Annotated in this window: 13 protein-coding genes and 2 pseudogenes; 9 read left to right on the forward strand and 6 right to left on the reverse strand. The window is 65.6% G+C overall.

Annotated elements, in window-relative coordinates:
• The first annotated feature begins 9 nt into the window (after positions 1-9).
• Both CBP34_RS05530 and CBP34_RS05535 read left to right on the forward strand, forming a co-directional pair.
• Positions 10-1,092: a TRAP transporter substrate-binding protein gene (locus CBP34_RS05530; protein ID WP_086911777.1), complete on the forward strand. Its 1,083-nt coding sequence runs from the start codon at positions 10-12 to the stop codon at positions 1,090-1,092.
• 199 nt (positions 1,093-1,291) lie between these two features.
• Positions 1,292-2,374 (forward strand): TRAP transporter substrate-binding protein, encoded by a 1,083-nt coding sequence (locus tag CBP34_RS05535; protein WP_086911778.1) that lies wholly within the window; start codon positions 1,292-1,294, stop codon positions 2,372-2,374.
• Between the two features lie 169 nt (positions 2,375-2,543).
• Here the strand turns inward: CBP34_RS05535 and CBP34_RS05540 are convergent.
• The 3 genes and pseudogenes from CBP34_RS05540 to CBP34_RS05550 all read right to left on the reverse strand — a co-directional run bounded on the left by CBP34_RS05540 (position 2,544) and on the right by CBP34_RS05550 (position 6,325).
• Positions 2,544-4,363, reverse strand: a pseudogene (locus CBP34_RS05540) (TRAP transporter large permease).
• Between the two features lie 20 nt (positions 4,364-4,383).
• Entirely contained in the window at positions 4,384-5,016 is a 633-nt protein-coding gene (locus tag CBP34_RS05545) for a TRAP transporter small permease subunit (RefSeq protein ID WP_094097507.1), read from the reverse strand.
• Between the two features lie 182 nt (positions 5,017-5,198).
• Positions 5,199-6,325, reverse strand: a pseudogene (locus CBP34_RS05550) (substrate-binding domain-containing protein).
• Positions 6,326-6,375: 50 nt separating this feature from the next.
• Between CBP34_RS05550 and CBP34_RS05555 the strand changes: the two are divergent.
• Genes CBP34_RS05555 through CBP34_RS05570 form a run of 4 tightly spaced genes read left to right on the forward strand, consistent with a single transcriptional unit; the run spans position 6,376 to position 9,571 of the window.
• Positions 6,376-7,113, forward strand: a complete 738-nt coding sequence (locus CBP34_RS05555; RefSeq protein WP_094097508.1) for an ABC transporter permease — start codon at positions 6,376-6,378, stop codon at positions 7,111-7,113.
• Positions 7,110-7,907, forward strand: coding sequence for an ABC transporter ATP-binding protein (locus CBP34_RS05560; protein WP_208616373.1), 798 nt, complete (start codon positions 7,110-7,112; stop codon positions 7,905-7,907). Before CBP34_RS05555 ends, CBP34_RS05560 begins: the two co-directional genes overlap by 4 nt.
• Complete coding sequence (locus CBP34_RS05565) at positions 7,904-8,731, forward strand: ABC transporter substrate-binding protein (RefSeq protein ID WP_094097509.1); 828 nt, start codon at positions 7,904-7,906, stop codon at positions 8,729-8,731. The genes CBP34_RS05560 and CBP34_RS05565 overlap by 4 nt, the downstream gene beginning before the upstream one ends.
• 9 nt (positions 8,732-8,740) lie before the next feature.
• Positions 8,741-9,571, forward strand: coding sequence for a molybdate ABC transporter substrate-binding protein (locus CBP34_RS05570; protein WP_094097510.1), 831 nt, complete (start codon positions 8,741-8,743; stop codon positions 9,569-9,571).
• 109 nt (positions 9,572-9,680) lie between these two features.
• On the opposite strand, the gene CBP34_RS05575 is transcribed toward CBP34_RS05570, so the two are convergent.
• From CBP34_RS05575 to CBP34_RS05585, 3 genes are all read right to left on the reverse strand, one after another.
• On the reverse strand, positions 9,681-11,378 hold the full coding sequence (locus CBP34_RS05575; RefSeq protein ID WP_094097511.1) for an ABC1 kinase family protein: 1,698 nt from the start codon (positions 11,376-11,378) through the stop codon (positions 9,681-9,683).
• A gap of 83 nt (positions 11,379-11,461) precedes the next feature.
• Positions 11,462-13,213 carry an ABC transporter ATP-binding protein/permease gene (locus tag CBP34_RS05580; protein ID WP_094097512.1) on the reverse strand — a complete coding sequence of 584 codons (1,752 nt, stop codon included), beginning with the start codon at positions 13,211-13,213 and terminating at the stop codon, positions 11,462-11,464.
• Between the two features lie 160 nt (positions 13,214-13,373).
• On the reverse strand, positions 13,374-14,579 hold the full coding sequence (locus CBP34_RS05585) for a helix-turn-helix domain-containing protein (protein ID WP_094097513.1): 1,206 nt from the start codon (positions 14,577-14,579) through the stop codon (positions 13,374-13,376).
• Between the two features lie 235 nt (positions 14,580-14,814).
• Between CBP34_RS05585 and CBP34_RS05590 the strand changes: the two genes are divergently transcribed.
• Genes CBP34_RS05590 through CBP34_RS05600 form a run of 3 tightly spaced genes read left to right on the forward strand, consistent with a single transcriptional unit; the run spans position 14,815 to position 18,516 of the window.
• Positions 14,815-15,285 (forward strand): (2Fe-2S)-binding protein, encoded by a 471-nt coding sequence (locus CBP34_RS05590; protein WP_086911788.1) that lies wholly within the window; start codon positions 14,815-14,817, stop codon positions 15,283-15,285.
• A 40-nt stretch (positions 15,286-15,325) separates the two neighbouring features.
• The gene (locus CBP34_RS05595; protein ID WP_094097514.1) at positions 15,326-17,713 is read left to right on the forward strand and encodes a xanthine dehydrogenase family protein molybdopterin-binding subunit; all 2,388 of its coding nucleotides are present in this window, start codon (positions 15,326-15,328) and stop codon (positions 17,711-17,713) included.
• Between the two features lie 11 nt (positions 17,714-17,724).
• Positions 17,725-18,516, forward strand: coding sequence for an FAD binding domain-containing protein (locus CBP34_RS05600; RefSeq protein WP_094097515.1), 792 nt, complete (start codon positions 17,725-17,727; stop codon positions 18,514-18,516).
• Positions 18,517-18,593: the final 77 nt, after the last annotated feature.

The raw sequence follows: 18,593 nt of genomic DNA on the forward strand, positions 1-18,593 counted from the left end.
TCAAGCCCCATGAATCGTCGTTCAGCCCTGCGGAATGCGGGCATTGCCTCTGTGCTGGCGACGGGCCTGGCCCCTGCTGTGCATGCCCAGGCTGCAGTGCGGTGGCGCCTGGCTTCCAGTTTCCCCAAATCGCTGGACACCATTTACGGTGGCGCCGAGGTTTTTTCCAAAGCCGTCAACGCCCTGTCAGCGGGCCGGTTTGAGGTCGTGGTGCATGCCGCGGGAGCGCTGGTTCCGGCGTTCGATGTGCTCGATGCGGTGCAAAGCGGCACGGTGGAAATGGCCCACACGGCACCCTATTACTTCTATGGCCGCAACCAGGCGTTCGCGCTGGGGTCGGCCATCCCGTTCGGGTTCAATGCGCGGCAAATGAATGCCTGGATGCTGCACGGCAATGGGCGGCGGCTGATGGACGACTTTTATGCGGGCTACAACCTGCTCAGCTTTGCGGGGGGCAATACCGGTACGCAGATGGGGGGCTGGTACCTCAAGGAGATCCGGGGTGTCTCGGACTTCAAGGGCATGCGGATGCGCCTGGGAGGTGGGCTGGTGGGCGATGTGATGACCCGGATGGGCGCTGTTGCGCTGGATATGCCGGGTGGCGAAATTTACCAGGCCCTGCACCAGCGCAGCATTGATGCTGCGGAATGGGTCGGGCCCTACGACGACCAGAAACTGGGGTTCAACAAGGTTGCGCCGTACTACTACTACCCGGGCTGGTGGGAGGGTGGGCTGGAGCTGGATTTCTTCATCAATCGCAAGGCCTTTGCGGCGCTGCCGGCCGATTTGAAAGCCATTGTCAACGCGGCCGCTTCATTGGCCCATGCCGACATGCTGGCCAAATACGATGCATTGAACCCCAATGCACTCAAGCAATTGGTCATGGCCAGAACCAAGGTGCTGCCGTTTCCATTGCCTGTGCTGGACGCGGCGTTTCGGGCGGCGATGGAGGTGTTTGCGCAGAACGATACCCGCAGTCCCGAGTGGAAGAGAATCTACGCAGACATGCGCAACTTTCAGCGCGATCAGATCTTCTGGTTTCGCTTTGCCGAGGCGCGCTTTGACAGCTTCATGTCGGCGCAGCGGATCTGACCGTCCCGAGCGCCGCGGCAAGCCCGCGATGCTTGCAAAAGGCTGAAGCCTTGTGCCGCTTGCAGGCCCTGCGGGGGAAAACCCGCAAGAGGTGGGGTGGGCATGTTCTTACAATCGATTTGGGCTCGTTAAACCCTCGGCTTGCAATGCAACCCATATGCTTGTCGAGTTCTGCAAACAATACTTCGGAGAGAACCTCATGGATCGTCGCTCACTTATCAAGCACGCGGGCATTGCCGGTGTGCTGGCCGCTGGCGTTGCGCCTGCTGTACACGCCCAGGCCGCAGTCCGTTGGCGACTTGCTTCCAGCTTCCCCAAGTCGCTGGACACCATTTTCGGCAGCGCTGAATTGCTGTCCAAGAACGTCAAGGCCATGTCGGGCGGCAAGTTCGAGATTTCCGTGCACCCCGCGGGCGAGCTGATGCCCGCTTTCGGTGTGGTTGATGCGCTGCAATCGGACACCATCGACATGGCGCAGTCTGCGGCCTACTACTTCACCGGCAAGGATCCCGTCTTTGCGTTCAGCTGCGCAGTGCCTTTCGGCCTGACGGCGCGCCAGAGCACGTCCTGGAAAAAATACGGCAATGGCGGCAAGCTGCTGGATGCCTTCTTTGAGAAGTACAACTTCCACACCGCCAGCGCCGGCAACACCGGCACGCAGATGGGCGGCTGGTATCGCAAGGAAATCAAGACCGCTGCCGACCTCAAGGGCCTGAAAATGCGCATGGGTGGCGGCGTGTTCGGCGAGGCCATGGCCAAGCTGGGCGTGGTCTCGCAGAACATGCCGGCCGGCGATGTGTACCAGGCGCTTGAAAAAGGCACCCTGGATGCCGCCGAGTTCGTTGGCCCATACGACGATGCCAAGCTGGGCTTCAACAAGGTTGCTCCCTTCTACTACTACCCCGGCTGGTGGGAAGGCGGCGCTGACCTGGAATTCTTTGTCAACAACAAGAAATTCGCCGCGCTGTCCGAAGAAAACAAGGCCATCCTGAAGGCCGCCATGACGGCGTCTGCCACCGACATGACTGCCAAGTACGACGCCTACAACCCGATCGCATTGAAGAAGTTGGTGGCTGAAAAGACCAAGCTCACGGCCTTCCCCAAGGCCGTCATCGACGCCGGCTTCAAGGCCTGCATGGAGGTGTACGCAGAGCACACCGCCAAGTCGCCCGAGTTCAAGAAGATCTACGAAGACATGCGCACCTTCCAGCGCGACCAGATCTTGTGGAACCGCTTCTCCGAGTTCCCTTACAACCAGTACATGAACGGCGTCAAGATCTGACGACCCGTTGATGCATACGGCCCGCAAGGGCTGTCAAATCTCTCCCAGGCCGCGCATGTCGCGGCCTTTTTCATGGGTGCGCCAACTCTGGCTGCAGCAAAGAAAAAGGCCCTCAAAGGGCCTTTCTCAATGGCGGTGGACGACGGCGGGTAGCGGTCGTCCTGACGGGTCAGTTCGTGGGCTTCTTCAATGCGTCTTCCATCGCCTTCAGCGGGTCATCGGCAGGCGCTGGCTCGGCTTGCGGCGCTGGCTCAGGACTGGGCATCGATGCGTCCGGGCCTGGCGCAGGTTCCTCCGGGGTTGCGGACGGTTCTGCGCCATAGGATTCGCCTTCGGCAGGACTACCCAGAGAGCCGCGCATCTGGTCGCCGATGCTTTCCATGTTGTATTCCACCTTGGCGTCCAGCGCACCCGTGACGATGCCGGGGAATGCAATCAGGAGACCCACCATGGTCAGCTGGATCAGCAGGAAGGGAATGGCGCCACGGTAAATCTGCATCGTGGTGACGGGCTCCATGGTCTTGCGCGTGACGCGGTCGATGTAGGGCTTTTCGGGCGCCACCGAGCGCAGGAAGAACAGTGCAAAGCCAAACGGCGGGTGCATGAACGAGGTCTGCATGTTCACCGCCAGCAGCACACCAAACCAGATCAGGTCGATGCCCAGCTTGTCTGCCACGGGTGCGAGCAGGGGCACCACAATGAACGACAGCTCGAAATAATCGAGGAAGAACGCGAGGAAGAACACCATCACGTTCACCGCGATCAGGAAGCCGACCTGCCCGCCCGGCAGTGTCGTGAGCAGATGTTCCACCCAGATGGGGCCGTCAGCCGCCTGGAACACCAGGCTGAACATCGTGGCGCCAATCAGGATGAACATCACGAAGCTCGACAGCTTGGTGGTGGACGCGAGGGCCTGCTTGAGCAGCTTCATGTCCAGGCGCTTGCGTGCCCAGCCCATGATCAAGGCCCCATGGCGCCCATGGCACCGCCTTCGGTGGGGGTGGCAATGCCCAAAAAGATCGTGCCCAGCACCAGAAAGATCAGCAGCAGGGGCGGGATCAGCACAAAGGTCACGCGTTCTGCCAGGCGCGAGAGCAGGCCCAGCTTGAAACCCTTGTTGAGCAGTGCTATGACCAGCGCCACAGCCGTGCCGCCGCACATGGCCACCACGACCTTTTCGTCTGTGGCCACGGACGTGACCAGTTCGCCCTGCCACCAGGTGTGCACTTCGGCCATGTGGCGCGCCAGGAAGATCGACACGGTGGCAGACAGCCCGGCCAGAATGGCCAGCGAGGTGTATCCGCCTCCGCCATTGGGTTCGCGGTAGGTGCGTGCTTCTGGCGGCAGGGCGGGCACCTGGTGGGGCTTGAACACTGCCAGGAACAGCACATACAGCACATACATGCCCATCAGCATGAAGCCGGGCATGAACGCGCCCTTGTACATGTCGCCCACGCTCTTGCCCAGCTGGTCGGCCATCAGGATCAGCACCAGCGATGGCGGAATGATCTGGGCCAGCGTGCCGGACGCGGCAATCACGCCACTGGTCAGCCGGCGGTCATAGCCATAGCGCAGCATGATGGGCAGCGAGATCAGGCCCATGGAGATGACCGATGCCGCCACCACGCCGGTGGTGGCTGCCAGCAGGGCGCCGACAAAGATCACGGCCAGTGCCAGGCCGCCGCGCATCGGCCCAAAGACCTGGCCCACGGTGTCCAGCAAATCCTCGGCCATGCCGCTTCGCTCCAGTATCAAACCCATGAGGGTGAAGAACGGAACGGCCAGCAAGGTGTCGTTGGCCATGATGCCAATGAGGCGCTGGGGCAGCCAGGACAGCACCGAGCTGGGGAAAATGCCCATTTCGATGCCCACGAAGCCGAAAAACAGGCCGCAGGCGCCGAGGCTGAAGGCTACCGGGAAACCCAGCAGCAGGAACATGATCAGCCCCGCAAACATGAAGGGGGCGAAATTGGTCGCGAAGAATTCCATGATAAAGATGCTCCGTGGACTCAGCGTGCGGGCGAGGCGGGTGGGGTGGTGCCCGCAGCAGCAGCGGCGGCTGCTTCCTGTTGCTGGCGCAGGATCTCGACCAGTTCCTCTTCGGACGATTTTTCGACGAGGCGGCCCATGGGGTCGGGACCCTGGCCGCGCAGGAACGCGATGCGCTTGATCAGCTCGGACCAGCCTTGCAGCATCAGCAGCGTGAAGCCCACGGGCAGCGCCGCCCACACGGGCCAGCGGATCAGGCCGCCGGGGTTGCCCGACATTTCGCCGGTCTGGTAGTTCTGGATGACCAGCGGCCAGCTCAGGTACAGCACCAGGATGCAAATCGGCGTGAGGAAGAATGCAAAGCCCACGATGTCGATCCACACCTGGACGCGCTTGGGTAGCCGGCTGTTGACCACGTCAATGCGTACATGCTCGCGGTGCAGCAAGGTAAACCCGGCTGCCACCAGGAAAGACCAGGCAAACAGGTACCACTGCGCTTCCAGGAAGGCATTGGAGCTGACCCCGAAAATCTTGCGTACCAGCGCGTTGACGGCGCTCACGGCGGTGGCCGCGAAAATGAGCCAGATGACGTACTTGCCGACAAAGGCGTTGAGTGCGTCTATGGCGCGTGAAAGTTTGAGTAAGGCCTGCATGGGCGTCTCCAATCAGAAAGCTTTGCGTGCGACATGCCCGCCCGGTCGCCAAGGGGCGCACGGGATCAGCAAATTTTGACAACCGCGCGATTCTACGGAGCACTGTAGGCGGAGGCTGACGGCAGCGTGACGGTGTTATCCCTCGGCAGTGGCTTGTCTGGAAGCTTCCAAAAGCATAGCAATCAGGGTTTCTGCCTAGCGCTGGCGCCCCGTTTGCGACCGCTGAATCGCCACCATGGCAGCACCGTGCTCATGGCCAGCACTTCGCCGCAATGCAAGGGGGTGTAGCCCGGCAGTGCCCGCATGTGCGCCAGCCACTCGGGTGTCTGCAGCAGGTTGCGCAATGCCAGCGTGGCGGGCTGGTCCAGCGTGGACTTGAGGCAGGCGAGGTGGTAGCGCTCATGCACCAGGGGCACAAAATCCAGCCCCGGACATGGGCAGCCAGCGCAATACCCATGCCCACGTCGGCCGCGCCGGCCGCCACGGCCTGCGCCACGGCGCCGTGTGATGGCTCGTTCAGGTCATAGCCGGTGATGTCTTCGGGCGTGAGCCCGGCCATGGCCAGCAGGTCGCCCAGCAGCACCCGTGTGCCGGTGCCCAGTGGCCGGTTGACAAACCGGGCGCCGGTGCGCGCCACGTCGGCCAGGGTGTGCAGTTGCAGCGGATTGCCGCGCGCAACGATCAGCCCCTGGGTGCGCCGCGCAAAGCCAATGATCTTGTGCCGTCCCGGTTGCAGCAGCGGGCGGTAGGTGCGCGCCGCCAGCGAATCGGCAGCGGGGTCTTCCAGCGTGTGGAATCCTGCCAGCGTGCACCGGCCTTCGTTGAGCGCACGGATGGCGTCCACACTGCCGGTGAAGCGGATATCGAGGTGCAGCGCGCCGCCTTCGCCGGGCGTGGCGGCGTGGGCGCGCAGCGCGCCCAGGGCGTCGTCGTGGCTGGCATACATGGTGAGCACATGGGTGCTGTCGTCAAACGCCACGGCAAAGGCGCGCTCGAGGTCCGCGTGCAGCGCGGCAATCTGCGGTGCCAGGCGCGCCTGGGCCTGGCGCTCGGCCCACAGCAGCTTGGTGCCGAACTCGCTGAGCTGCGCCGACTGGCCCTTGCCCCAGGTGACGAGCTCGCCGCCGAGCTGGTCTTCCCAGCGCTTGAGGGCGCCCCACACATGGCGATAGGACAGCCCCAGCGCGCGCGCGGCGGCCGAGATGGAGCCCTGCTGCGCCACCGCCTGCAGCATTTCGGGCAGCGGGTTGCGGATCAGGGCGTCGCCGGCATCGCGGCTGAGCGTGTAGTGAAGTTGGACCCTATGCACAGGTGTTCATATCGCTGGATATTGATTCGGTGCATACGATAGTCGAATCCATGTCCACTCTCTCTGAAAGCGTCATCACGGCGCTGCATCTCACGGTTTCGGCCGACCCTGTCTTGTGGACCATCGTGGGCCGTTCTCTTTCTGTCAGCGGCACGGCCTGCCTGCTGGCCTGCGGTGCCGGCGTGGTGCTGGGCGCGTGGCTGGGCGTAGCCCGGTTTGCGGGCCGGGGCGCCGTGCTGGCCTGGCTCAACACCATGCTGGCCGTGCCTTCGGTGGTGGTCGGGCTGGTGGTTTATCTGCTGCTGTCGCGCAGCGGCCCGTTTGGCGCCCTGGGCTGGCTTTTCACGTTCAAGGCGATGGTGATTGCCCAGACCCTGCTGGTGCTGCCGGTGGTCACGGCCCTGACCTGTCAGCTGGTGGCCGATGCCGAGCGCGGCCATGGCGAGCAGTTGCAGTCGATCGGAGCCGGCCCCGTGATGCGCAGCCTGCTGCTGGCCTGGGACGAGCGCTATGCCCTGCTGACGGTACTGATTGCATCGTTCGGGCGCGCCATTTCCGAGGTGGGCGCGGTGATGATCGTGGGCGGCAACATCGACGGCTTCACGCGCGTGATGACCACCGCCATCGCCCTGGAAACGAGCAAGGGCGATCTGCCGCTGGCCCTGGCCCTGGGCATGGTGCTGCTGGCCGTGGTGCTGGCGTTCAATGTGCTGATCGCTGCGTTGCGGCGCTGGCGCGAAGGCGTGGATGGCACCTCGCAGGGCGCCCTGCCCGGGGTGCTGGCATGAGCGCAGTTCCCGTCGTGAACGCGGCTGAGCCGTGGCCCGACGCGGCGATGGTGGCCCGCGCATCGGTGGTCGCACCCGACCATCCCCCCGTTTTTTCCCTGCGCGGCGTGGGTGTGCGCTATGGCCTGGTGCAGGCGCTCCAGGGTGTGAATCTGACCGTGGCTCCGGGCGAGCGCGTGGCGTTGATCGGCGCCAATGGCTGTGGCAAGAGCACACTGCTGCGCGTACTGCACGGGCTTGCAAAGCCCAGCAGCGGCCAGTTGCTGCGGGGTGAGGGCAGCCGCCAGGCCATGCTGTTCCAGCGCCCGCACATGCTGCGCGCCAGCGCCCAGCACAACGTGGCTTTGGGCCTGTGGCTGCATGGCGTGCGCTGGCGCGACGCGCGGGCGCAGTCGCTGCAGGCCTTGCAGCGCGTGGGGCTCGAAGGCATTGCGGCGCAAAACGCGCGCACGCTGTCGGGAGGCCAGCAGCAACGGGTGGCGCTGGCGCGGGCCTGGGCGCTGCGGCCCGATGTGCTGCTGCTCGACGAGCCCACCGCCAGCCTCGACCCCCATGCCAAGCGCGAGGTCGAGCTGCTGATGGCCGACCTGGCCGCCAGCCATGGCCAGGCGGGCCCGGGCCACCCCGTGACCATGGTCTTCAGCAGCCACAACCTGGGCCAGGTCAAACGACTGGCCAGCCGGGTGATTTATTTGGAACACGGTGCTGTGCTGGCCGACTTGCCGGTGCACGATTTTTTCAACGGCCCCTTGCCCGATGCCGCCCGAATGTTTGTCAAAGGAGAAATGGTATGAAGAATATGAAGCATTTTTGGCCTCTGGCGCTTATTGGTAAAGCGCTTCCAGCTATCGTTTTTGTAGTTGGTGGGGTTGCCCATGCGCAATCCATCACCATGGCATCCACCACGTCCACAGAGCAGTCGGGCCTGTTCGGCTATCTGCTGCCCGAGTTCAAGAAAGCCAGCGGGCTGGATGTGAAGGTGGTGGCACTGGGCACGGGTCAGGCGCTCGACACGGCGCGCCGCGGCGATGCGGATGTGCTGTTTGTGCACGACCAGGTGGCCGAAGAAAAGTTTGTCGCCGACGGCTGGGGCGTGAAGCGCTACCCCGTGATGTACAACGACTTCATCCTGGTGGGCCCCAAGAACGATCCCGCCGGTGTCAAGGGCAAGGACGTCGTTGAGGCGCTGAAAAAGCTGGCCGCTGGCAACGGGGATTTTGTCTCGCGCGGTGACAAGAGCGGCACCCACGCCGCCGAGCTGCGCTACTGGAAGCTGGCCGGCGCCGATGCCGCCAAGGGCAGTGGCTACAAGGAATGCGGCTGTGGCATGGGCCCGGCGCTCAACATTGCCGCATCCAGCGGCGCCTACGCGCTGGCCGACCGCGGCACCTGGCTCAACTTCAAGAACCGCGCCGATCTGGCCGTGCTGGTGGAGGGCGATACGCGCCTGTTCAACCAGTATGGCGTGATGGTGGTGAACCCTGCAAAGCATCCGCATGTGAAGGTGCAGGACGCACAGAAATTCGTGGACTGGGTGGTCTCGCCCGCCGGCCAGACGGTGATTGCCAATTACAAGATCGGTGGCGAGCAGCTGTTCTTTCCCAACGCGGCAAAGTGAGGCCTCGCCATGGTTCGCCGCTCCCTGATGGCCGTTGCGGCCGCCGCAGCCTTGACAACGGTGTTGTCCGCGTGCTCCAGCAACACCAAGGCGCCTTCCATGGCTGACGTCGCGCCGGTACAGGTCTACGCCGCGGGCAGCTTGCGCGAAGCGTTGACCGAGATCGCGCGCCAGCACGAGGCCCGCACGGGGCAACCGGTGGCGCTGACCTTTGGCGCCTCGGGCCTGCTGCGCGAGCGCATCGAAAAAGGCGAGCCCGCGCAGGTGTTTGCTTCGGCCGACACCGACCATCCCCAGCGCCTGGCGGCGCGCGGCGGCTGGCAAACGCCCACGGTGTTCACGCGCAATGCCCTGTGTGCGCTGACCAGCGAGCAGATCAGCGCCACGCCCGAAACCTTGCTGGCCACCCTGCTGCGTGCCGATGTGCGCGTGGGCACTTCCACACCCCGGGCCGACCCGTCGGGGGACTACGCCTGGGCACTTTTTCGCAAGGCCGACGGGGTGCGGCCGGGCGCCTTTGCGCAACTCGATGCCAAGGCCCTGAAGCTCACCGGTGGCGCCGACTCGCCCAAACCGCCGGCGGGCAGGGGAACCTACGCCTGGGTGATGGACCAGCGCCAGGCGGATGTGTTTCTGACCTACTGCACCAATGCCGTGGCGGCGCAGGCCGAGGTGCCGCGCCTGCGCGTGGTGCAGTTGCCGGCTGCGCTGCAGGTAGGCGCGGCCTACGGACTCACGGTGCGCTCCGATGCACCAGCCCCTGCCGCAACGTTTGCGCAGACCTTGCTGCAGCCGTCCGCGCAGGCCGTGTTGCAGCGTCTGGGGTTTGGCAAGCCCTGAGCTGAAGGCAGCGGCGCAAAAAAGCGCGTTGCATGCATTGCATGCCTCACACGCCGTGCCCGCCTGGTGGGGCACGGCGTGCTTTTTTGTGAGGGGGCTGGCGTCGGGCTCAGTCGTCGTCGCGGTGGTGGCTGCTGCGCCAGATGGCGCGCACCAGCCACAGCCCGCAAACCACGGCGCCAAAGAAACCCAGGAAGCCAAAGGCCGGCAGTCCGAACAGCGTGGGCCCGCCCTGCACGGTCATCACGATGGACGAACCGACGATGAGGGCGGCGATGATCAGCGCCATCGACAGCCGGTTGGCAGAGCGGTCGATCTGGTCGCCCACCCGCTTGAGGTGGGCCACTTCGATGCCGACCTGCAGGCGACCCCGGCGCGCGTTGCGCAGCAGGCGCGCCAGGTCGTCGGGCAATTGCTCGATGGTGGCGAGTGCCCGGCCCAGGGTCTGCCAGGCGCGCCCGGCCAGTGCGCGGGGCTGGTAGCGGGCGCGCACCACCTGGCGCAGCAGTGGCAGGGCTTCGGAGGTCATGTGGAATTCGGGGTCCAGATTGCGGCCCATGCCTTCCAGCGAAATGAAGGCCTTGATGAGCAGCGCCAGATCGGGCGGCAGGCCCAGGTGGTGCTCGCGCAGGATGGCGGTCACGTCGGCCAGCATCTGGCCCAGCTGCAGTTGGGCCAGGGGCACGCCGTGGTACTGGTCCACAAAGGCTTCCACCTCCGTTTCCAGTTGCCCGAGGTCCACCCCGTGGGCGTCGCCCGCCCAGTCCAGCAGCACCTCGGCCACCGCCTGCGGCTGGCGCTCCACCAGACCCAGCAGCATGTGTAGCAACTCGTCGCGCCGCCGCTGCGACAGGCGGCCCACCATGCCGAAGTCGATGAAGGCGATGCGGTTGCCTTCCAGGTAAAACACATTGCCGGGGTGCGGGTCGGCATGAAAGATGCCGTCTTGCACAATCATCTTGAGCACGGCCTGCGCGCCGCGCTGGGCCAGCACGGTGCGGTCAAAGCCGGCTTCGGGTGTCAGCGCGTCAAGCTGCCCGCCTGGCACGCCCTGGATGAGCTCCTGCACGTTGATGCGTTCACTGGTGTGTTCCCAGTACACGCGCGGCACCACGATGAAGGGCAGGCTGGTGAGGTTGCCGGCAATGCGCTCGGCGCTGCGGCATTCGCCCGCAAGGTCCAGTTCGCGCCGCAGGGATCGTGCGAACTCGCGCACCAGCTGCTGCGGCCGGTAGGGTTTGAGGGCGGGAAGCTCGGCTTCGGCCAGCGCGGCCAGCCGCTCCAGCAGGCGCAGATCGGCCTCGATCACCCCGCTGATGCCGGGGCGGCGTATCTTCACAATGACTGCGCTGCCGTCATGCATCTGTGCGCGGTGCACCTGCGCAATCGATGCCGCGGCCAGCGGCTCGGTGTCAAAGCGTGCAAACACCTCCTCGGGCTCGCCGCCCAGGTCCTCGCACAACTGGGGGCGCAAAGTCTCCAGGGGCACGGCCGGGACATGGCTGTGAAGCTTTTCAAACTCGGCAATCCAGTCGGGGCCGAACAGGTCGGCGCGGCCTGCCAGGAGTTGCCCGAACTTGACGAACGTGGGCCCCAGTTCTTCCAGCGCCAGCCGCACCTGCACGGGTGGCTCGATGCGGGTCAGGTCGCCCGCCAGGTTCCAGTGCAGTGCCTGGCCTGCGCGCTCCAGCTTGTCGGCCAGGCCGAGGCGGCGCACGGTGTCGCCAAATCCGTGGCGCACCATCACGCCCAGAATTTCTTTCAGGCGGCCCAGATCGTGCGCGGCTCCCAGGGTCTCGATCAGCATGGGGGCATGATAGCCCGGCGCCTGACACGTTTGCCTGCAGCGAGGTCAGCCCGCTGGCGCCTGCGCGGGACTGCGCGGGGAATTCAGGTCCAGCGGTAGCCGCCAGCCGCGTGCAGCGCCCAGCGGCCGTCGCCCGTGAGTTCCAGCACCTGGTGGTGGTAGCCCAGCACGCTCTGGTGGTGGCTGACGCTGACCGGCGTGATCGACAGGCCCGCCAGCTGGCCATACAGCAGCGCCTCGTTGGTGGCATCGAGTGCGCTGGTGGCTTCGTCCAGCAGCAGGTAGCGGGGCTTGGCCAGCAGCGCGCGGGCAAAGGCCAGGCGCTGCTGCTCGCCAACCGACAGCACCTTGGCCCAGTCGAGGTGGGCGTTGAGTCCGCCGAAGCGCTCGGCCAGTGTGGGCAGGTTCACCCGTTCCAGCCATTGCTGCAGTTCTTCGTCGGAGATCTCGCGTTCCGTCTGCGGGTAGAGCAGCTGGCAGCGCAGGTCGCCCAGCGGCAGGTAAGGGTTCTGGGGCAGAAACAGCATGTCGGGGTCGGCGGGGCGCATGACCTCGCCAGAGCCGGTGGTCCAGAGCCCCGCCACCACGCGCAGCAGCGAGCTTTTGCCCGCGCCGCTGGGCCCCACGATGAGCAGGCCCTTGCCCGGGGACACGCTGAGCGTGAGCTCGCGCAGCAGCAGGTGTTCGCGGTTGGGGGTGAGCACGGTCAGCTGCGTCACCCCGAGCTCAAAGCCCGGCAGGGTATGGATCTGCGCCGCGGCCTCGAAGCGGGGCTCGCTGGCGCCGTCATCGTCGGCGCGGATGGCCCCCAGGGCCGGGTCGTCCAGCGTGGCGGAAAACGCATGCAGCCGGTCCACGCCGGCCGAGAAGCGGCTCAGGCTTTCGAAATGCTCGACGATCACCGTCAGCGCGCTCAGGATGGCGGCAAAGGCTCCGGCGGCCTGGATGGCCCGGCCGACCTCCAGCTCGCCCGAAAGCACCTGGTTGGCAATGATCACGCTGGGCAGCACGATGGTCAGAAAGCTGTGGGTGTACTGGAACAGGTTGAGCTTGAATTGCCAGCGCAGCACTTGCTGGTAGTTGGCGTACAGGGCATCAAAAATGCGGCGCAGGGTGGACATTTCGCGCTGCTCGCCGCTGTGAAAGGCGATGGGCTCGGCATGCTCGCGCACCCGCACCAGGCTGAAGCGGAAATTGGCCTCGCGCTGCAGCTGGCGGTAGTTCAGCCCGATCAGGCGCTTGCCAAACACCTTGGCGGTGAACACGGTGCTAAAGATGGCATAGCCGATCAAAAAATAGACCAGCCCTTGCGAAATGGTCCACAGCACGCTCGAAAACGCGATCAACTGGATGACCGAGCCCAGCGCGATCATCGAAAAATACAGCGACTGCTGGGTGAATGCGTTGATGTCTTCCGCGATGCGCTGGTCGGGGTTGTCGATGCCCACGATGGCGTTGAGCCGGTAGTAGGCCCGCTGGTCAAAATAACGCGCCAGAAAATGCTGCGTGAGCCAGCGCCGCCAGCGCAGGCCCAGCGTGTCGCGCACGTAGTAATACAGCGCGTAGATCGGCACGGCCGCCACCAGGATGAGGGTGTAGCGCCGGATCGACGCCCAGAAGCGGTCCGCATCGCCCGCCGCCAGGGCCGAGGTGAATTCGCCGGTTTCGTGGTTGAACCACACGTTGAAGGCGGTTTGCCCCAGCAGCAGCAGCACCAGCAGCGCCAGCAGCCCGCGCGAGCGCCAGCGCTCTTCGGATTGCCAGAAGGGCCGTGCGATCTGCACGAATCGGCGCCACAGGCGGGTGTTGAAGCCTGACGGATCTTCGTGGGACATGGAGTGTTCGGGTGGTGCGCGGCTTGCGGTCTGGATTGTCGCCGCAAGCACGAGCGCAGCAGCCCGATTGGACCGCTGGCGGGTCAAGTTTGCCCTGCGCACGCCGGGATTCGAGCGTTTTGCCAGCCTGAGAAATGAAGCAACAGAAGCAAAATTGCTATTAAATTAGTAGCTGTTTGCGCTTATTTATAAAGGGCTCAATGCACTTTTTCTCAAGTTCTGCCGCACGGCGTTGCTTCGATGGACCGAGCTTGCGGTATACCGTGGCGCGGCTGATGCCCAGGGCGCGGGCGGCTTCGGCTACGTTGCCCCGGGCATCCTGCACGGCCTGGCGGATGAGGGCGGTTTCGGCCGCGCGCAGGGGTGCCGTGCCGCTGGCAACAGGCGCAGCCGGGGCTGCGTGGGTCGGGCGCGCAGGCCCACGGGCCCCATGGCTGCGCAGGGCCATGCCCTGCAGGCGCAGGCCCGACCACAGGGGCAGGTCCAGCGGTGCGGCAGGCTGGCGCTGCGCCGCATCGAACAGCAGGGGCCAGGGCAGGGCCAGCAGATCGCTGCAATGCACCGGCATGCCGGGACGGCGCAGCGGCTGCGGCACCAGCTGGCGCGCCATGCTGTTGGTGCCCACCAGGGTGCCGTCGGCGTCCAGTGCCACCAGGCCGTCGCCTTCGCCACCCAGGGTGCTGCCCGGCCAGTTGATGCGCAGCAGCAGCGCATGTGGCCGTTGCAGCAGCAGGGCGTCTTCCATGGCGCGGGCCGAGCGGGCGACCAGGTGGCGCAGCTCGGGCCGCTCGGGCACATCCACGCCCGTCAGGTCCAGCATGCCCACGCACTGGCCCTGGGGGTCGAACAGGGGTGCACCGGCGCAGCTGTAGCCGCTGTTGGCATCAAAGAAATGCTCGCCCCGGTGCAGCCACACCGGCTGCAACTCGGCCAGTGCTGCGCCGATGGCGGTGGTGCCAACGGCGGCCTCGGACAGGTCAATGCCCACGCGGCCGATGGCGCGGGCGCGGGGATCGCGGCGTTCCACCGCGCCCTGCACCTCGATCACCACGCCGCGCGCGTCGGTCAGCAAGGCGAAATAGTGCATGCCCGCAATGGCGCGGCTCAGTTGCGCCAGCACGGGCCGGGCGGCGCGCAACAGCGTGGCGTGCTGGTCGGCAGTGCGCTGCACGGTGGCGGCGCTGACGGTGTTGAACGCCACCGGCTGCGCGGGCCGGTGCCCATGGGCCAGGCAGCGCTGCCACGAGCGCACGATCCAGGGCTCGACCAGCGCAGCGGGCAGTGGCCGCTGGCTGAGCAGGGCGCTGCGCGCCTGGGCGATCAGCTGCTGGCGCTCGGCGGGCGGTGGCGGGGCAACGGCAAGCATGGAGATTCCCGAAGAAGGTGTTGTGCTGGCCGCCCGGGATGGGGCCCAGCGCTGGGCGTGCACGTTGCACACGCAGTGCGCATGATGCTGCGGGTGTGCGCTGCAACATGTTTCATTTTGAGAATATCCCGCGCAGCCTGCGGAGAATCTAGGGTTCTCCCTAGGGATCGGTGAATGTGCGCGGCCCAAGATGCGGATTGCAATTCCAGCCAACACCGATCCAGGAGACAGCCAGATGCAAGTCCAGTTCACGGTCAACGGGCGCGCCGCCAGTGTTGACGTTCCTCCCAACACCCTGCTTGTCCATGCGCTGCGCGAGCACCTGCTGCTCACCGGCACCCATGTGGGTTGCGACACCAGCCAGTGCGGCGCGTGCACCGTGCTCGTCAACGGCCGGGCTGTCAAATCCTGCGCCATGCTGGCCGTGCAGGCGCAGGGCGCCGAGGTGCAGACCATCGAAGGCCTGGCCGCACCCGACGGCACCATGCACCCCATGCAGGCAGCGTTCAAGGAGTGCCACGGCCTGCAGTGCGGTTTTTGCACGCCCGGCATGGTGATGAGCGCGGTGGACCTGTGCAAGAACCACCCGGGCGCCAGCGAAGGCGAGATCCGCGAGCTGCTCGAAGGCAACATCTGCCGCTGCACGGGCTACCAGAACATCGTGCGTGCGGTGCAGGTCGGCCAAAAAGCCATGGCGTCGGCTTGAGCGCACGCCGATTCACACAAGAATCCAAGGAGACAAGACCATGGGTGCATCCGACTTTTCCAAGCTGCCGCACATCGGCGAGTCGCTCAGGCGCAAGGAAGACTACCGCTTCCTGACCGGCGCGGGCCAGTACACCGATGACGTGGTGCTGGCCGCGCAAAGCCATGCCGTGTTTGTGCGCTCGCCGCACGCGCACGCCCAAATCAACCGCATCAACGTGGATGCCGCCAGGGCCGCGCCCGGTGTGCTGGGCGTGTTCACCGGCGCCGATGTGGCGGCCGACCACATCAACGGCCTGCCCTGCGGCTGGCTCATCACCAGCACCGATGGCCAGCCCATGAAAGAGCCGCCGCATCCCATCCTGGCGCAGGGCAAGGTGCGCTACGTGGGCGACCATGTGGCCATGGTGGTGGCGCAGACCCAGCAGCAGGCACGCGACGCCGCCGAGCTGGTGGAGGTGGACTACGACGTGCTGCCTGCGGTGGTCAACGTGGCCGATGCGGCGTCAGGTGCCGTGGCCGGTGCGGGTCTGCACGACATCGCGCCCGACAACCACTGCTTCAAATGGGCCATTGGCGACAAGGGGGCGGTGGACACCGTGTTCGCCAGCGCCGCGCATGTGACCCGGCTCGACCTGGTCAACAACCGCCTCATCCCCAATGCGATGGAGCCGCGCGCCGCCATTGGCAGCTACAGCCGCGCCAACGACGAATACACGCTGTATGTCAGCAACCAGAACCCGCACGTTGAGCGCCTGCTGATGACAGCCTTTGTGATGGGCCTGCCCGAGCACAAGGTGCGCGTGATCGCGCCGGATGTGGGCGGCGGCTTCGGCTCCAAGATCTTCCTGTATGCCGAAGACGTGTGCCTCACCTGGGCCTCCAAAAAGCTCAACCGCAACATCAAGTGGGTGGCTGACCGCAGCGAGTCGTTCCTCTCGGATGCCCATGGCCGAGACCATGTGAGCCACGCCGAAATGGCGATGGACGCCAACGGCAAGTTCCTGGCCCTGCGGGTGCACACCGATGCGAACGTGGGCGCCTACCTCTCCACCTTTGCCAGCGCGGTGCCCACCATCCTGTATGCCACGCTGCTGGCCGGGCAATACAGCACGCCCCAGGTGTATGTGGAGGTGGACGCGTGGTTCACCAACACGGCGCCGGTCGATGCCTACCGTGGCGCGGGCCGGCCCGAGGCCACCTACCTGCTCGAGCGCCTGGTCACGCGCTGCGCCTGGGACATGGGCCTTGCGCAGGACGAGATCCGCAAGCGCAACTTCATCACCAGCTTCCCCCACCAGACGCCCGTGGCGCTGCAATACGACATTGGCGACTACCACGCCTGCATGAACCAGGCCGAGCAACTGGCCGATGTGGCGGGCTTTGCCGCCCGCCGCGCCGCCAGCGAGGCCAAGGGTCTCAAGCGCGGCATCGGCTACAGCAGCTACATCGAGGCCTGCGGTATTGCGCCGTCGAACATTGCTGGCGCCCTGGGCGCACGCGCGGGCCTGTTCGAATGCGGCGAAGTGCGCGTGCACCCCACCGGCAGCGTGACGGTTTTCACGGGCTCGCACAGCCACGGCCAGGGGCATGAAACCACGTTTGCGCAGGTGGTGGCCGCGCGCCTGGGCATCCCGGTGGAGAACGTGGACATCGTGCACGGCGACACGGGCCGCGTGCCGTTTGGCATGGGCACCTACGGCTCGCGCTCCATCAGCGTGGGCGGCGCGGCCATCATGAAGGCGCTCGACAAGATCGAGGCCAAGGCCAAGAAGATTGCCGCGCACCTGATGGAGGCGAGCGACGCCGACATCGACTTTGCCAATGGCGAATTCACGGTGAAGGGCACCGACAAGAAAATCCCGTTTGGCCAGGTGGCGCTCACGGCCTATGTGCCGCACAACTACCCGCTCGACAAGCTTGAACCCGGGCTCAACGAAACGGCCTTTTACGACCCCACCAACTTCACCTTCCCCGCAGGCACCTACATCTGCGAGGTGGAGGTAGACCCGGCCACCGGCTTGACCCGCGTGGACCGGTTCACGGCGGTGGACGACTTCGGCACCATCATCAACCCCATGATCGTGGAGGGCCAGGTGCATGGCGGGCTGGTGCAGGGCATTGGCCAGGCGCTGATGGAAAACTGCGTGTACGACCGCGAAACCGGCCAGTTGCTCACCGGCAGCCTCATGGATTACGCCATGCCGCGTGCCAATGACTTTCCCACGTTCCAGCTTGGCCATGTGTGCACGCCCTGCACACACAACCCGCTCGGAACCAAGGGTTGCGGCGAAGCGGGCGCCATCGGTTCGCCGCCGGCCGTGATCAACGCCGTGCTCGATGCGCTGCGCCCGCTGGGCGTGCGCGACTTCGACATGCCCGCATCGCCGCACCGCGTGTGGGAAGCCATCCAGTCGGCCAACGCATAAGGAGGTTGAACATGTACGCATTCACCTACGAAACCCCCGCCAGCGTGGCCGACGCCGCCAGGCTGGCCGCTGCGGGCGGCAAACCCATGGCCGGCGGGCAAAGCCTGCTGCCCTCCATGCGCCTGCGCCTGGCCAATCCGGGCCAGGTGATCGACCTCAACAACATCCCCGAACTGGCCGGCATCCGTCTCGACGGCAATGCGCTGGTGGTCGGCGCCATGGCGCGCCACATGGACGTGGCCGCGAGCAGCGAGGTCAAGGCCGCCATCCCGGCCCTGGCTGAGCTGGCCTCGCACATCGGCGACCGCCAGGTGCGCGCGCGCGGCACGCTGGGCGGCTCGGTGGCCAACAACGACCCCGCCGCCTGCTACCCCAGCGCCGTGCTGGGCCTCTCTGCCACCGTCATCACCAACCGGCGCGAGATCGCAGCCGACGACTTCTTTGTGGGCATGTTCACCACCGCCCTGGAAGAGGGCGAACTGATCACGGCCATCCGTTTCCCTATCCCGAAGCGCGCGGCCTACCTCAAGTTCAAGCAGGCGGCATCGCGCTTTTCGCTGGTGGGCGTGTTTGTGGCGCAGACGGATAGCGGCGTGCGCGTGGCCATCACGGGCGCGGCCAGCTGCGTGTTTCGGCACGCGGGGCTGGAGGCTGCGCTCAACCAGAGTTTCACGCCGCAGTCCGCTGCCGCCGTGAAGATTGACACCAGCGACTTGAACGCCGATATCCATGCCAGCGCCGCCTACCGCGCCAATCTGATCAGCGTACAAACCCAGCGGGCCGTGGCGCAGATGCTGGGCTGACGGGCGGTAGAGCACCCGCCGCCACCGTACTGCATCCAGGGGCGGGTGTTTGAATGAAATTGGCCTCTTGCGCTTTT

Source organism: Acidovorax carolinensis (assembly GCF_002157145.1).
In the GTDB taxonomy this organism is placed as follows: Bacteria; Pseudomonadota; Gammaproteobacteria; order Burkholderiales; family Burkholderiaceae_C; genus Acidovorax; species Acidovorax carolinensis.

Coding starts and splice junctions, on each gene's coding strand:
- CBP34_RS05545 (WP_094097507.1), bottom strand. CDS start 5,016: ATGCAGGCCTTACTCAAACTTTCACGCGCCATAGACGCACTCAACGCC.
- CBP34_RS05580 (WP_094097512.1), bottom strand. CDS start 13,213: ATGTCCCACGAAGATCCGTCAGGCTTCAACACCCGCCTGTGGCGCCGA.
- CBP34_RS05535 (WP_086911778.1), top strand. CDS start 1,292: ATGGATCGTCGCTCACTTATCAAGCACGCGGGCATTGCCGGTGTGCTG.
- CBP34_RS05585 (WP_094097513.1), bottom strand. CDS start 14,579: ATGCTTGCCGTTGCCCCGCCACCGCCCGCCGAGCGCCAGCAGCTGATC.
- CBP34_RS05560 (WP_208616373.1), top strand. CDS start 7,110: ATGAGCGCAGTTCCCGTCGTGAACGCGGCTGAGCCGTGGCCCGACGCG.
- CBP34_RS05530 (WP_086911777.1), top strand. CDS start 10: ATGAATCGTCGTTCAGCCCTGCGGAATGCGGGCATTGCCTCTGTGCTG.
- CBP34_RS05590 (WP_086911788.1), top strand. CDS start 14,815: ATGCAAGTCCAGTTCACGGTCAACGGGCGCGCCGCCAGTGTTGACGTT.
- CBP34_RS05555 (WP_094097508.1), top strand. CDS start 6,376: ATGTCCACTCTCTCTGAAAGCGTCATCACGGCGCTGCATCTCACGGTT.
- CBP34_RS05575 (WP_094097511.1), bottom strand. CDS start 11,378: ATGCTGATCGAGACCCTGGGAGCCGCGCACGATCTGGGCCGCCTGAAA.
- CBP34_RS05600 (WP_094097515.1), top strand. CDS start 17,725: ATGTACGCATTCACCTACGAAACCCCCGCCAGCGTGGCCGACGCCGCC.
- CBP34_RS05570 (WP_094097510.1), top strand. CDS start 8,741: ATGGTTCGCCGCTCCCTGATGGCCGTTGCGGCCGCCGCAGCCTTGACA.
- CBP34_RS05565 (WP_094097509.1), top strand. CDS start 7,904: ATGAAGAATATGAAGCATTTTTGGCCTCTGGCGCTTATTGGTAAAGCG.
- CBP34_RS05595 (WP_094097514.1), top strand. CDS start 15,326: ATGGGTGCATCCGACTTTTCCAAGCTGCCGCACATCGGCGAGTCGCTC.